General features: G+C 58.1%; 15 protein-coding genes. 11 read left to right on the forward strand and 4 right to left on the reverse strand.

Going from position 1 to position 14,505, the window contains the following annotated elements; all coding sequences use genetic code 11:
• Positions 1-719 precede the first annotated feature (719 nt).
• The 8 genes from WMO44_RS00810 to atpC all read left to right on the forward strand — a co-directional run bounded on the left by WMO44_RS00810 (position 720) and on the right by atpC (position 7,759).
• A complete protein-coding gene (locus WMO44_RS00810) occupies positions 720-1,184 on the forward strand; it encodes a DUF2798 domain-containing protein (RefSeq protein ID WP_097783753.1) in 465 nt (154 codons plus the stop codon).
• A 557-nt stretch (positions 1,185-1,741) separates the two neighbouring features.
• Positions 1,742-2,425: a F0F1 ATP synthase subunit A gene (locus tag WMO44_RS00815; RefSeq protein WP_015538221.1), complete on the forward strand. Its 684-nt coding sequence runs from the start codon at positions 1,742-1,744 to the stop codon at positions 2,423-2,425.
• 40 nt (positions 2,426-2,465) lie between these two features.
• Positions 2,466-2,693, forward strand: coding sequence for an ATP synthase F0 subunit C (gene atpE / locus WMO44_RS00820; RefSeq protein WP_005922245.1), 228 nt, complete (start codon positions 2,466-2,468; stop codon positions 2,691-2,693).
• A gap of 15 nt (positions 2,694-2,708) precedes the next feature.
• A complete protein-coding gene (locus WMO44_RS00825) occupies positions 2,709-3,200 on the forward strand; it encodes a F0F1 ATP synthase subunit B (protein ID WP_005922244.1) in 492 nt (163 codons plus the stop codon).
• Entirely contained in the window at positions 3,190-4,944 is a 1,755-nt protein-coding gene (atpA, locus tag WMO44_RS00830) for a F0F1 ATP synthase subunit alpha (protein WP_097779985.1), read from the forward strand. Before WMO44_RS00825 ends, atpA begins: the two co-directional genes overlap by 11 nt.
• On the forward strand, positions 4,931-5,809 hold the full coding sequence (gene atpG / locus WMO44_RS00835; protein ID WP_015538222.1) for an ATP synthase F1 subunit gamma: 879 nt from the start codon (positions 4,931-4,933) through the stop codon (positions 5,807-5,809). Before atpA ends, atpG begins: the two co-directional genes overlap by 14 nt.
• A gap of 130 nt (positions 5,810-5,939) precedes the next feature.
• Entirely contained in the window at positions 5,940-7,352 is a 1,413-nt protein-coding gene (atpD, locus tag WMO44_RS00840; RefSeq protein ID WP_005922238.1) for a F0F1 ATP synthase subunit beta, read from the forward strand.
• Positions 7,352-7,759, forward strand: coding sequence for an ATP synthase F1 subunit epsilon (atpC, locus tag WMO44_RS00845; protein WP_005922235.1), 408 nt, complete (start codon positions 7,352-7,354; stop codon positions 7,757-7,759). Before atpD ends, atpC begins: the two co-directional genes overlap by 1 nt.
• 137 nt (positions 7,760-7,896) lie before the next feature.
• Here atpC and WMO44_RS00850 read toward each other — a convergent pair whose 3' ends face one another.
• The 3 genes from WMO44_RS00850 to WMO44_RS00860 are packed head-to-tail and all read right to left on the reverse strand — an operon-like array spanning position 7,897 to position 10,301.
• A complete protein-coding gene (locus WMO44_RS00850) occupies positions 7,897-8,619 on the reverse strand; it encodes an ABC transporter permease (protein WP_349151442.1) in 723 nt (240 codons plus the stop codon).
• A 4-nt stretch (positions 8,620-8,623) separates the two neighbouring features.
• Complete coding sequence (locus WMO44_RS00855) at positions 8,624-9,373, reverse strand: ABC transporter permease (protein WP_349151443.1); 750 nt, start codon at positions 9,371-9,373, stop codon at positions 8,624-8,626.
• Between the two features lies 1 nt (position 9,374).
• The gene (locus tag WMO44_RS00860; RefSeq protein WP_349151444.1) at positions 9,375-10,301 is read right to left on the reverse strand and encodes an ABC transporter ATP-binding protein; all 927 of its coding nucleotides are present in this window, start codon (positions 10,299-10,301) and stop codon (positions 9,375-9,377) included.
• A gap of 165 nt (positions 10,302-10,466) precedes the next feature.
• Here WMO44_RS00860 and WMO44_RS00865 point away from each other — a divergent pair, with 165 nt between their 5' ends.
• Positions 10,467-11,186 (forward strand): response regulator transcription factor, encoded by a 720-nt coding sequence (locus WMO44_RS00865; RefSeq protein WP_349151445.1) that lies wholly within the window; start codon positions 10,467-10,469, stop codon positions 11,184-11,186.
• The gene (locus WMO44_RS00870; RefSeq protein WP_349151446.1) at positions 11,183-12,550 is read left to right on the forward strand and encodes a sensor histidine kinase; all 1,368 of its coding nucleotides are present in this window, start codon (positions 11,183-11,185) and stop codon (positions 12,548-12,550) included. The genes WMO44_RS00865 and WMO44_RS00870 overlap by 4 nt, the downstream gene beginning before the upstream one ends.
• A 71-nt stretch (positions 12,551-12,621) precedes the next feature.
• Here WMO44_RS00870 and WMO44_RS00875 read toward each other — a convergent pair whose 3' ends face one another.
• Complete coding sequence (locus tag WMO44_RS00875; protein ID WP_349151447.1) at positions 12,622-13,611, reverse strand: RluA family pseudouridine synthase; 990 nt, start codon at positions 13,609-13,611, stop codon at positions 12,622-12,624.
• A 171-nt stretch (positions 13,612-13,782) separates the two neighbouring features.
• Here WMO44_RS00875 and WMO44_RS00880 point away from each other — a divergent pair, with 171 nt between their 5' ends.
• Positions 13,783-14,502, forward strand: coding sequence for a JAB domain-containing protein (locus WMO44_RS00880; RefSeq protein ID WP_055186335.1), 720 nt, complete (start codon positions 13,783-13,785; stop codon positions 14,500-14,502).
• The last annotated feature ends 3 nt before the right edge of the window (positions 14,503-14,505 follow it).

A 14,505-nucleotide genomic window follows, 5' to 3' on the forward strand; every position in this document is an offset into this window, starting at 1 on the left:
TCATGAGGATGAATTTCATATTACCACATTCTTTCGAGTTAGATTTGCAAGGGGAACGTCTTACTTAGTACATTGGTAGAACTCCTTTTCAGCTATTCAAATAAGGTTCTCCGGATCATTGATACTTTCATAAGAATCATCTCCAGCGGATCTATCTGAACGCTCTGGGGAAAAATTAAATCGACAGGTTGTCGTGTTATCGCATTTTTGATGCTCAAGACTGGCTCTGTTTTTGTGTTTTTATACGGGGGAAACATCCCGTTTGTGGTGAGCCTCTGTTTTGCTTCTCAGCGAACCCCGACAGCCTGTCCCTGCTGTGCGGGTTCCATATCAACCATCGGTTTTCGCTCCTTTCTTCTTAAAGTCAGCGGGAGTAACTCTCTTTTGAGCTTCTGCTGTACTTCTCTGGTTTCTGGCTTAATTATACAGGAAGAAGCACGATTTGTCTATTGGCAGACCGCACAAAGAATGAATTTTGTTTTTGTGCAATGTTAAAACCTGCGGCGGTGCGGGAAAATTGCCCAGAAGTTCCGGGTCGTTCGTGAAGGATTTTTCACAAAAGGGGAGAAAGTGCCTGCAAGGTATTATGCGCCGGTTCTATTTGTGCTACAATAGCGCCAATGAATGGTAGTCGCCGCCGCCCCGCGAGATGAAAGTTTCGCGGGGCGGCTTTTTTGCGGCGAAAATTTGCATAAAAAAGAAACGGAGAATCAATCAAAATGCCTAAAACTTTACCGGAACGCATCTTCTTTACCATTGTCATGGCCGCTATCATGGTCTATGGCATGATCGTCTACAATGTGGCGCTGAACACAAACGGCGTGACCAATGCTACTTTTGTTATGGCTCTGCACGAAATGCCGATCATGGTGCCGGTGGCCTTTGTGCTGGAATTTTTTGTGGTGGAAAAGCTGGCCACGAAGCTGGCATTCCTGTTTATGCGCCCCACAGACCGCCCGCAGTTCATCACCTACGCCATCTCGCTGATGATCGTGTGCATCATGTGCCCGGTGATGAGCCTGGTCGCAACGCTGCTGTTCAAAGAGCCGAGCTTTGGGATGTGGGTACATACTTGGGGCTGCAATATGCCCATGGCACTGTGCTGGCAGATGCTGTACTGCGGCCCGCTTGCCCGTGCCATCTTCCGGCTGGTGTTCCGCCGCGGGGAAAAGCAGGCCGCGTAAGGCGGTTTGCCTGCGATTCTATAATAAATATGTATAAGAAATATACATAAGATGCTGCCCAAACATACCGGGGAAGATACCTATACGTTTTTTATATGCCTGATATATAAAAGCTATACGGTACGGCTATTTTTGCGGAAATATTTCCCAAAACCGGCAGAATGCGCCTGCAAAGCACTGGAAAAATCCAAGAAAGTTGTACAGATTATATGCTTTTTTAACTTGCAATTGTGCACCCTGTACAACAGTTTTGTTTTGTCGGTGCAATGCTACCGGGTAAAATGTAGAATGTGCACAAATACCCTTGCCAATTTTGTGCAATCGTACTATTATACACAACGAAAAAAGACGAAACCGACAAAGAAAGGGGAGGGCGCAGACAGCATTCAGGCAGCGCCTTCCTTGCTTTTTTCACGGTATACAGTCTTTTCTTCGCGCGATAAGAAGGTGTGAAGGGGCGCGGAGCAAAGGCGTGCGGCAGATCCTCGGCCGGGGATGCGCCGCACATCCGGCTCCCGCCCGCAGACCCCTATCCCTGCAGGAAGGAGGAAAAGCAAATGAACAAATTGACGCAGGCTCTGATGGAAGAGCTTACCGTGGAGTATGTCAAGGTCGGCTCGCTGCAGATCCCGGAATCGGTGGTCATCAGCTGGGTGATCATGCTGCTGCTGGTGGTGGGCTCCATCCTGCTTACCCGCAACCTGAAGGTGGATCACATCAGCAAGCGTCAGGCAGCACTGGAAGCGCTGTATTCCCTTGGCAAAAACTTCTTTGAAGGACTGCTGGGCAAGGAGGGCAGCCGCTATGTGCCCTACCTGATGACCGTGGCGCTGTACATTGCCTGCTCCAACGTGATCGGCGTGTTCGGCGTAAAGCCCCCCACAAAGGATCTGGATGTGACCGCTGCACTGGCGCTGATGAGCATCGTGCTTATCGAGTATGCAGGCGTTCGCGCCCGGGGTGGCGCGGGCTTTCTTAAGAGCCTTGCAGCCCCTACCCCCATCATGACCCCTATGAACATCCTCGAGATCGCCATTCGCCCCACCAGTCTGTGTATGCGACTGTTCGGCAACGTGCTGGGCGCGTTCGTCATCATGGAACTGCTCAAGCTGGTGGTGCCGGTGTTCGTTCCGGCGGTGTTCAGCCTGTATTTTGACCTGTTCGATGGTCTGATCCAGACCTATGTTTTCGTGTTCCTGACCGCACTGTTTATGAAAGAGAGCATCGGCGGCGAGGAATAAACAACAAATTTAAAACTGTAACTACAAAGGAGATAGAACTATGAGTGGTTTGGTAGCTCTGGGCGCTGGCATTGCAGCGCTGACCGGCATTGGCGGCGGTATTGGCATTGGTATTGCAACGGGTAAGGCAACGGAGGCTATCTCCCGCCAGCCGGAGGCTTCCGGCAAGATCCAGACGAACCTGCTGCTGGGCGCTGCTCTGGCAGAAGGTACCGCAATTTTCGGCTTCGTCGTTGCACTGCTGATCATCCTGTTCCTGGGCCAGTAACGGAGGCGTGGACGAATGCTGAAGTTGGATTTGAACCTGCTGTGGACCGTGGTGGATGTCCTGATCCTGTATGTGCTGCTGCGCAAGTTTTTGTTCAAGCCCATCCAGAACGTGCTGGATCAGCGCCAGAAGACGATCGAGGCAGATATTGCAGCGGCACAGACCTCCAAGACCGAGGCCGCCGCAGCACTTACGACTGCGCAGGACAAGCTGCGTAATGTGGACAACGAAGCCGCAGCCCGCCGCGAAGCCTACGAAAAGCAGGCCGAGGTGGAAAAGCAGCAGCTGCTGGCCGACGCGCAGAAGCAGGCTGACGAGATCGTGGCTGCCGGTAAGGCCGCTGTGGAGATCGAGCGCCAGAACAAGCTGCGGGAAGCAGATGCACAGGCTACGGCACTGGCACGCTCCATGTGCGAAAAGCTCTTGAAACATAATTTGACCGCCCAGGATGATGATCAGCTGCTGGACGATCTGCTGCAGAAAGCAGGTGCAGGCAATGGCAACTGAATTCAGTCGTGAATTTTTTGCGGATAACCGCATCGTCAAGGCCAGCCTGCGCTGTGCCCATAAGCTCCGCGAAAAAGATCTGGACCGCATTAAGACGGAGATCAAAAAGCTGTATGACGCCACGGAAGTCATCCTGAATATCACCGTGGACGAGAGCCTGCTTTCCGGCTATGTCCTGCAGGTGGGCGACCGCGTGTTCGACAATTCCGGCCGTCATCAGCTGGACAAAATGATGGAGGGCAAGCCCTCGCTGGCTACCCTCAAGACCCGCATCGAGGACTACAAGCCCGCCGAGACCTCCGCAGAGGGCGGTGTGGTCATCTCCTCTGCCGATGGCATCGTGCACATTGACGGCATGAACCGCGCTGTGTACGGCGAGATCGTCACCTTTGAAAACGGTGCCAAGGGCATGGTGGAAAGCGTAGAGCCCGAGCAGCTGGGCGTTATGCTGTTCGATGGTGCCGAGACCGTTGGTGTGGGCACTATGGTCACCCGCAGCGGCAAGCGCGCCGGTATTCCGGTGGGCGATGCTTTTCTGGGCCGTGTCATCAGCCCGCTGGGCGAGCCCATCGACGGCAAAGGCCCCATTGAGGCTGAGGGCTATAACCCCATTGAGAAGCAGGCACCCAGTATTCTGGAGCGTCAGAGCGTGGACACCCCGCTGCACACCGGTATTCTGGCTATCGACTCCATGTTCCCCATCGGCCGCGGTCAGCGTGAGCTGATCATCGGCGACCGCCAGACCGGCAAGACTTCCATTGCCACCGATGCCATCCTGAACCAGAAGGACAAGGATGTGCTGTGCATCTATGTTGCCATCGGTCAGAAGGCTTCCTCCATCGCCCGCGTGGCCGAGGATCTGAAAAAGCACGGCGCTATGAGCTATACCACCATCGTGGCAGCTACCGCGTCGGATTCTGCCCCGCTGCAGTACATTGCCCCCTATGCGGGCACTGCACTGGCCGAGTACTTCATGGCCAAGGGCAAGAGCGTGCTCATCGTTTACGATGACCTGTCCAAGCACGCGGTGGCCTACCGTGCCATCTCGCTGCTGCTGCGCCGCTCCCCGGGCCGTGAAGCCTACCCCGGCGATGTGTTCTACCTGCACTCCCGTCTGCTGGAGCGCTCCTGCCGTATGCGGGATGATCTGGGTGGCGGTTCTATCACCGCACTGCCCATCGTAGAGACGCAGGCCGGCGATGTTTCGGCCTACATCCCCACCAACGTCATCTCCATCACCGACGGTCAGATCTTCTTGGAGAGCGCCCTGTTCAACGCCGGCAACCGTCCGGCTGTCAACGTGGGTCTGTCGGTTTCCCGTGTGGGCGGCGCTGCCCAGACCAAGGCCATGAAAAAGGCCAACGCAAACCTGCGTATCGAGCTGGCGCAGTATAAGGAGATGGAATCCTTTGCACAGTTCAGCTCCGATCTGGACGCCGAGACCCGCCGCCAGCTGGAGCACGGCAAGGCACTGATGGAAATGCTCAAGCAGCCGCTGTGCCAGCCTAAGTCTGATGCCGAGCAGGTGGTCATTCTGGTGCTGGCTTCCCACGGCCTGCTGGACACTCTGCCCACCGCAGAACAGCGGGAAAAGACCGCTGCCTTTGTGCGGCAGTTCCGCGCAGACGTCTCCGGCACCATGCAGAAGATCGATGCCGACGGAAAGCTGGAGCCCGACCGTGTGGACGCCATCCTGAACGCTTGGAAAGCTTATGCGGGAGGCAATGACCATGTCGTCCAGTAAGCTGCTGAAGGAGCGCATCGAGAGCATTCAGGATACCATGAAGATCACCAATGCCATGTACCTGATCTCTTCGTCCAAGCTGCGCAAGGCACGGCAGAACTACCAGAATGTGTCCCCTTACTTCAACCGTATGCGGGATACCATCTCCCGTGTTGTGCCGCATCTGCCGGAGGAGCCGGAACATCCCTTCTTCCACGAGCGGAATCTGGAAAACCCCCGGCGGGCGTATTTGGTGCTTACTGCCGATAAGGGCATGGCAGGTGCTTATAACCAGAACCTGCTCAAGTTTTTGCGGGAGCACGCAGACCCCAACGACCGCTTTTATGTCATCGGTCAGGTGGGCTACCGCGCCCTGCGCCACCGGGACCCCCGCCTTGTGGAGGAGTTCCGTTACAGCGCAACCGCACCCACTTTGCAGCGTGCCCGCGACATCACGGTAGACGCCATTGACGACTTCAAGTCCGGCAAGCTGGACGAGATCTACATCGTCTACACTAAGATCCAGAACGCCCTTACCAGCGAGCCTGTCATGGAGCGTCTGCTGCCGCTGGACCGGCGGTTTTTGCAGCCTGCTCCCAAGGGTCTGGGTGACCCTAAGGGCGAGGTGGAACTGGTGCCGGACGCATGGACGGTGTTCGAGCAGATCGCACCCATCTATATGCACGGCATGATCTTTGGTGCCATGACCGAGAGCTTCTGCGCCGAGCAGAGCGCCCGCATGACCGCCATGGATTCTGCTACTAAGAGCGCCAATGACATGATCCGGGACTTGCAGCTGGAATACAACCGCACCCGTCAGGGCTCCATCACGCAGGAGATCACCGAGATCATCGGCGGCGCAGCTGCCGTGCAGGATCGGACATAATAAAGGAAAACCCTCTCCGTCACGCCTGACGGCGTGCCACCTCCCCCGAAGGGGGGAGGTTTCAGGACAGTTGACGGCGATGACTGAGAGAGTTCGTTGGACAAACAAGATTTGACAAGAGGCAATCCAAATGATACAGGGAACTATTATTCGCGTAGCAGGCCCCGTGGTGGATGTGCAGTTCACCGCCGGCAGGCTGCCTGCCCTGCAGGAGGCGCTTACCGTGACCGCAGAGGGCACCGAGCGCACCATGGAGGTGACGCAGCACGTCAACGAGACCACGGTGCGCTGCATCATGCTTTCTGCCAGCGAGGGTCTGGGCAAGGGGATGCCGGTGGAAGCTACCGGCCACGGCCTGACCGCCCCTGTGGGCGAGGGCACACTGGGCCGTATGTTCGACCCGCTGGGCCGCCCCATTGACGGCAAGGGCGCTGTGGACGAGCTGCCGCACTGGCCCATCCACCGCAAGGCACCCGGCTTTGCAGAGCAGAAGCCCGCAACTGAAATTCTGGAGACCGGCATCAAGGTCATCGACCTGCTGGCTCCTTACGCAAAGGGCGGCAAGATCGGCCTGTTCGGCGGTGCCGGCGTGGGCAAGACCGTGCTGATCCAGGAGCTGATCCATAACGTGGCCACCGAGCACGGCGGCTACTCCATCTTTACCGGCGTGGGCGAGCGCTCCCGCGAGGGCTGCGATCTGTGGGGCGAGATGAACGCCTCCGGCGTGCTGGACAAGACCGCACTGGTCTTTGGCCAGATGAACGAGCCCCCGGGAGCCCGTATGCGCGTGGCCGAGACCGGCCTGACCATGGCAGAGTACTTCCGTGAGGAGACCCACAAGGACGTGCTGCTGTTCATTGATAACATCTTCCGTTTCGTGCAGGCCGGCAGTGAGGTCTCTGCCCTGATGGGCCGTATGCCCTCTGCCGTGGGCTACCAGCCCACGCTGGCCAACGAGCTGGGCGCTCTGCAGGAGCGCATCACCTCCACCAAGGACGGCTCCATCACCTCGGTGCAGGCCGTCTATGTGCCTGCCGATGACCTGACCGACCCCGCCCCTGCCACCACCTTTGCCCATCTGGACGCCACCACCGTGCTGTCCCGTAAGATCGTGGAGCAGGGCATCTACCCGGCTGTGGACCCGCTGGCCTCCACCTCCCGTATTCTGGAAGCGGACATCGTGGGCGAGGAGCACTACCGCGTAGCCCGCAAGGTGCAGTCCATTTTGCAGCGCTATCAGGAGCTGCAGGACATCATTGCCATTCTGGGCATGGACGAGCTGGACGAGAACGATAAGCTGACCGTCATGCGCGCCCGCAAGCTGCAGAAATTCCTGTCCCAGCCCTTTGCCGTGGCCGAGAACTTTACCGGCCTCAAGGGCAAGTATGTGCCCCTGAAGGACACCGTGCGCAGCTTTGCCGCCATCGTGGACGGCAAGGCCGACGATCTGCCGGAGTGGGCATTCTTCAACGTAGGTACGCTGGAAGAAGCGCGCGAAAAAGCAGAAAAGAAGCTGGCTGAGGAAAAGGGCGGTGCCGTCTGATGAACAAGTTCATGCTGAGCATCACAGCGTCCAGCGGCGAGTTCTATCAGGGTGACTGCGAGGATCTGACCCTGCCCATCAGCGATGGCATCTACGGCGTACAGGCCGGGCATAACCCGGTGCTGGTGGCGCTGCACATGGGCATCCTCCACTTTGTAGTGGACGGCAAGGCCCGGGATGTGCTGGTGGGCGATGGCATTGCCGAGGTGACCCCCGCCTATGTGATGGTGCTGGTGGACAGCGCCGAGAACCCGGAGGACATCGACAAGAACCGTGCCGAGGCCGCCCGCATCCGCGCCGAGGAACGCTTGCAGCATAAGCAGAGCATGCACGAATATTACCAGAGCAAGATCGCGCTGGACCGTGCCATGCAGCGTTTGCAGACCGCCGCAAAGTATAAGCGCTAAGGCAGCATCCCTATTCCCATATAACAAAACCTCCCCATGCAGGGCAACTGCATGGGGAGGTTTTTTCTGTCTGTCAGCGATGCGAAAATTATGTCACAGGAACGTTTTTGAGAAACCGTCCTACGTGTTGCCGCGCCTTACGCCCGCACATCCTCCCGGCGCAAAAGCAGCCATGCCAGAAGGAACATCGTCCCCAGCCAGAAGATGCAGCTGAAGGCAAACAGCCCGTAGCTGCCAGCCAGAGCATCCGCACTTCTGTTGGAGTTCATTCCGAGCTGCATCAGGGAATAGGGCCACAACAGCCCATGACCCTTGGAGCTGATAAAGATGCCGGTAATGCCGCCCAGCAGCCCCAGAAAAATGGGCACGGCAAAGCTGCGGAGCACCAGCTGTGCGGCAATGACAGCCAACGCACCCAGCAGTCCCCGCAGTAAAAACAGCGGTAAGGTGACCGGCGGCAGCCCGGGCAGGTGGGCAAATACCTTGCCGCAGAACACGAACAGCGCGAACACAAAACCGTGGGTCAGCAGCGCTAGCTTTGTCACCACCGCAAACTTTGCGGCAAACAGGTCCAGCGGCGGTACGGGGCTTGCCATGATAAGGTTCCAGTTGTGCCCCAGATGTTCCAGCCGCCACAAGTAGGCAGCATAGGTGGCTACCATGGCAGGGAAGAAGAGCATGGAATAAAACAGGGTGTGCTGGGTCCACAGGCTATACCAGCCGTCGGTGAGGATCTCAAGATTTTGCAGATAATTGAAAGTGCCATAGGTGGCCGAAAGAATGGGCAGCACAAAGAACATTGCCCAGATGGGGGATGCGTGGAGTTTGCGGTTCTCCGCAAGAATACAGCGTTTCATCATGGTTTTATACCTCCTCGTTCTGTACCTTGCGCCACGCAAGGGCGAACAGCACAGCGCTCAGCGCAAGGGTGAAGGCCAGCAGCCCCCAGTTGAAGGGGCGGGTGCCGTAGGTGACGGTGTGGGTGGCCTTGTCCCAGTTCGCCACTTCGTAGGCGCTCAGAGGGATGTAGTACCCAAAGGGCACAAAATAACTGGCAAGCGGCGGCATAAAAGCAGAGAACAGCCCCACCAGTGCTCCTACGATGCCCACGCAGAGCGCCGGCAGGGGATTGCCCATCCACAGCATCAGCAGAAATTCTCCAAAGAAGAGCATTGCGTCCACAGCCAGCGTGCAGACGAACAGATAGCATAGCTGCCCAGTGGGAAAGGCTTCGGTATAACCATGGACACGCCCCAGCACCGGAACACAGGCCAGCTCCAGCACCGTGACCAGCAGCACTTCCAGCACCCCAAAGACAGCTTTGCCAGCAAACAGGCTTCGGCGGCTTTGCAGGGTGTAGAGCAGCTTGGCGGTGTTGCCTTTGATCTCCATATCCCACAGCCGGGAGGCCAGAACTGCCATCATCACCGGCATCAGAATGGCTTCAATGACGGGCAGGCTGTAAAGCAGGGCGCTGTAACCGTTGGCAAGCTCCTCCGGGTCTGCCGGAGCAAGGCCGCCCACCCATAGCACGACAATGCCGGGGATGAGCAGGCAGAGAGCAAGGTCGTGCCGACGGTGGGCTTTTTGCAGTTCTGCACGGAAAGCTGCCATCTTACGCCACCTCCCCGCTGGTCTGGGTCAGGCTGAGGAAGATGTCCTCAAGGCTCTTTGTCTGGGCCGTCAGGCCAACCACGCCCACGCCGCTTTCGGCAAGGGTACAGACCAGCGCCGCCAACGCTTCGTCCGGCAGCGGGGGAAGCTGCAGGGTGTCCGGCTGATCTGCCGGTGCGGTGGCTTTTACTCCCTGCTGCTGCAGGACGGCTGCGGCTTTGGGTGCGTCCAGCACCCGCAGCAGAATGCCGCCCCGGCTGTGCTTTTGCAGTTGCTGCAAAGAGCCCTCGAACAGCAGTTTGCCGTGGTTCAGGATGCCCACCTGATCCACCATCTGCTCGATCTCGCCCAGCAGGTGGCTGGAGATCAGCACGGTGGCTCCGGTGGTCTGGGGCATGGAAGCAATCAGACTGCGCATTTCCTGAATACCCGCCGGGTCCAGACCGTTGGTGGGTTCGTCTAAAATCAGCAGTTTGGGGCTGCCCAGCAGCGCCATGGCAATGCCCAGCCGCTGCTTCATGCCAAGGGAATACTGCCCCACCTTCCGGTCAGCGTCTTTGGTCAGGTGCACGATCTCCAGCACCCGGCTGATGTCCTTCCGGTCCACGTCCTTCAGGTCAGCCACGATGGATAGGTTTTCCCGGGCAGTCAGGTGCAGGTAACCGGAGGGGGATTCGATCAGACTGCCGGTCTGCCGCAGCAGGGCAATGCGGTTTGCTTCGCTCAGGGTGTGCCCCAGCAGTTTCACACTGCCGCCGGTGGGGTGTACAAGCCCCAGCAGCATCTTCATAGTGGTGGATTTGCCCGCACCGTTGGGGCCTAAAAAGCCGTAAACACAGCCCTCCGGGACAGTCAGGTTCAAATGATCCACCACCGGACGGCCATGGTAGCTTTTGCAAAGGGCATGGGTCTCGATCACAGGTTTCATAAATGGTCTCCTTTCGCATTCATGGATTTCGGAACGATGCCAGAATACACCCGCTGCCTTAAACTGACCGGAAGCGCAGCTTAATTTACCCTTAAATTTGCAGGTGTTTTCCGCTGCGGCGCGAAAAGTGTGGTATAGTAAAGGCAGGAAAGGAGAACTGCCCTTATGGATACCGTTTATGATGCAAAGTTTCTCATCGTGGATGACAACGCCGAGCTGCTGGCACTGCTGTGTGAGCAGCTGCGGGGCGCAGGATATGGCCATATCAGAACCGCCCAAAGCTGCGCCGCTGCCCGCGCCTGCTTTGCGGCAGAACAGCCGGAGCTGATGATCCTGGATATCAACCTGCCGGATGGGGATGGATTTTCGCTGTTCCGGGCGCTGCGGGCAAAAGCGGATGTCCCGGCATTGTTCCTCTCTGCACGGGACGCGGATGCCGACCGTCTGTTTGGGCTGGGTCTTGGCGCAGACGACTACCTGACCAAGCCTTTTCTGATGCAGGAGCTGCTGCTGCGGGTGCAGCATATTTTGCAGCGGGCGTACCGGGCAGAGCTGTCCCGTACAAAACCGGCACCTTTGCAGCTGGGGGAGCGGTGCGTAGACCTGAATGATGCCATTGTTACCCTGCCAGAGGGCAAAACACTGGCGCTGACTGCTACCGAGCTGGCGCTGCTGCGGAAATTGGCAGAGAACCGGGGACACATCGTTACCTACGATGCCCTTTGTGCGGCGGTCTGGGGCGCAGATTACTATGGCTACGAGCACAGTCTGGGTGTACATATCCGGCATCTGCGGGAGAAGCTGGAAGCCGAACCCGGTGCGCCGCAGTTTCTGCGGACGGTGCGGGGCATTGGCTATAAACTGACAAAGGGGGAAGAAGCATGAAAACCTTTGTGCGCCTGATCCGGCGGTATGTGTTGGCGGCGGTGGGCATTGTTCTGCTGCTGCTGTTTTCCGGTGTTGCAGTGCTGGGCTGGCTGGGTTGGCAGGAGAGCTGCCGCCTGCCGCAGCGGGAGTACTCTTCCAGCGAGATTGCGGATTCTATGGTGGAGACCGTCGAAGGGCTTGCCTTTGGGGCAGAACGTACCCCGCAGGAGTGGATGAACGGCTACGAGTGGGCGATGGTGCTGGACGATGTGGGAAACATCCGCTGGAGCTACGGCCTGCCGCAGGAACTGGACCACGCCTACACGCCCGGCGATATCGCCAAATTTGCCCGCTGGTATCTGGCAGATTACCCGGTGTTCTGCTGGACAGAACCCTACGGACTGTTCGTCATCGGGCTGCCAAAGGGGAGCCTGTGGAAGTACAGTATTTACAGCTCACCGGACTTTGTCCTGAGCATGGTGCGGGTACTCCCGGCAGCAGCGCTGGGAATGCTGCTGCTGGGTCTGGTGCTCTGCTTCTGGCTGAGTTGGCGGGGGGCAAAGCGGCTGGAGACCGTGGCAAACGGTCTGGATGCACTGGCGCAGGGGCAGACCGTCCGGCTGCCTACCGACGGTTTTGCCGGGGAACTGGCAGAAAAGCTGAACCAGACCGGGGCGCAGCTGCAAGCCAAAAATGAGATGCTTTCCCGGCGGGACAACGCCCGCACCCAGTGGATCGCAGGGGTCAGCCATGACGTGCGCACCCCGCTGGCGCTGATCTTAGGCTGGGCGGAGCAGCTGGAACAGGATGCACTTTTGCCGGACAGCTCCCGGCAGAAAGCGGCCGGCATCCGCACCCAGTGCGAAAAGCTGCGCACCCTCATTGATGACCTGAACCTGACCAGTAAGCTGGAATACGGTGCCCAACCCCTGCGCCGGAAAGACCTCCGGGCAGGGCCGCTGTTCCGGCAGCTGGTGGCGCAGTTTTGCGAAAGCCCACTGGCAGAGCACTGCGAGATTACGCTGGAACAGGAAGAACCAGCAGAGCAGACCGTGCTTTCGGTGGATGAGGCGCTGCTGGCACGGCTGCTGGAAAATCTGCTGAACAACAGCGTCCGGCATAACCCAAAGCCGGTGAACATTACCGTGCACACCCGGCAGGTAGGGGAGCGCTTCTGCCTGACCGTGGCAGATGACGGTATCGGCTATCCGGCTGCCGTTCTGGCGGCGCTGAACGCTGCGGAGCCTGCCGAAAATGCGCCTCATATCCTTGGCTTATATGTAGTGCAGCAGATCGCCGCCGCCCATGGCGGCATGGCAGTGTTTGGGCAGAACACCCCCTGCGGGGCAAAAACAACGGTCTGGCTGCCCGGCCGGGCGTGAACGGGGAAAAAAAGAAAATAGCGCAAAAAACAGGCCGCTGCTTGCAGTTGTTGCAAACAGCGGTCTTATTGTTATGCGTTTTTGCTTTTATCCAGTGCATCAAACTGCTGTAAGATCTGCGGGTCTTTCAGCTTGATGACCTTACCGGAAAGGTAGTGCAGGGTGTTTTCTTCCGGTACGTCCAGAAAGCTGATGCGCACCGCGCACAGCGCCTGCGTCTTGGTGCCGGTACGCTCGTTCATCTTGCGGTTGCCGTATTTGATATCGCCCAGCACCGGCTTGCCCAGATAGGCCAGATGGGCGCGGATCTGATGGGTGCGCCCGGTGACAAGGCCAATTTTGCACAGGGCAAAGGGGCCTGCGGTGCGCAGCACGTCCACATCCGTGATGATCTGCTTGCGGCGCTCGTCCTGCGATTGATGGGCGTGGATGCTGACCTTGTTGTTCTTCTCGTCGTGCTCCCACCATGCGGTGAACCGCCCGGACTGGGGAATACCCACCGTGATAGTGTAGTACTCCTTCTTCAGCAGGTCGGTGCGGATGATCTCGTTCATGTCCCGCAGGGCGGCGTAGTTCTTGGCGGCGATCACCAGCCCCTCGGTGCCGCGGTCCAGCCGGTTGCAGATGCCGGGCTTGAAGCGGTTCTCACCGTGGGGGTCGTATTCACCCTTCTGGGTCAGGTACTGGGTAAACGCGTCCACCAGATTGGCGTCGCCGGTGCGGTCGCTGTGGCACAGCAGATGGGTGGGCTTGTACAGCACCGCAAGGTTCTCGTCCTCGTAGATGACGGTCACCTTGGGCTGATTGGGCTGCTTTTTGGGGGCAGCCTTCTGCACCGGCTTTGCACCCTCGGGCGGGAAAAACTCGTCGTTGATGTACAGCTCGATCAGATCCCCCGTCTGCAAACGGTACTCCGGTGCGGCCTTTTTGCCGTTCACCTTCACCCGCTTGTTGCGGAAACTCTTGTACAGCAGGCTGGTGGGAAAATCGCGGGTCACGCTCTGCACAAAGCGCGAAAGACGCACGCCGTCATCGTTGGCGGTGGCAGTAAATTGTTTCATAAAGCTATCCTCATCGTTTTTGTCAGAATCATGCTTTTATAATAATATAGGCGGGACGGGAAGTCAACGCGCATTCCGGTGCAAAATCCGGGTTATTTTTGCAGAACGCTTGTGTTTGCGTCGCAAAATGGGTACTATAAGGAGAGAACATAGAAAAAAAGGAGTACCGCCATGGCAGAGAATAAACGGCACAAGGGACATCGCCAGCGGATGCGGGAGCGGGTGCAGAGCTACGGGCTGGACAGTCTGGCCGAGCACGAGGCGCTGGAATATGTGCTTTACCTGACCAACGCCCAAAAGGATACCAACGGCATCGCCCACGACTTGATCGACCGGTTCGGGGATTTTGCGGCGGTGCTGGAAGCCAGCGAGGAAGAGCTGTGCACTGTAGAGGGCGTAGGCCCCTCTACCGCCCGGATGTTGCATCTGTTGCCCCAGATCAGCCGGTACTATGGGCGCAGCCGCACCAGCACCACCCGCTGCATCAAGACCACCGAGCAGATGGGCAGCTACCTGATGGCAAAGTTTGCGTGGTCGGACTACGAGCGTGCCATGCTGGTCAGTCTTGACAGCCGCAAGCGGGTGCGTGCCGCCGTCTGGCTGCGGGAGGGTACCTCCGACCGGGTCAGTCTGGATATCAAGAACGTGGTGGCTGCCGCCATCAAGGGCGGTACGGATGCCGTGGTGCTCTGCCACAACCACCCCAACGGGGTGGCGCTGCCCTCGCTGGAGGACATGGACGCTACCGGTAGCATTGCCCGGGCACTGGGACTGGTAAATGTGCATCTGCTGGATCACTTCATTCTGACCGACACCGAGTATTTTTCCATGCGGGACGCCAACCGCCTGCCCATCTACGATTTCAAGACCGGTACGCTTTTCTGGCCGTAAAAC

The organism is Faecalibacterium tardum (assembly GCF_040096515.1).
Classification (GTDB): Bacteria; Bacillota; Clostridia; order Oscillospirales; family Ruminococcaceae; genus Faecalibacterium; species Faecalibacterium tardum.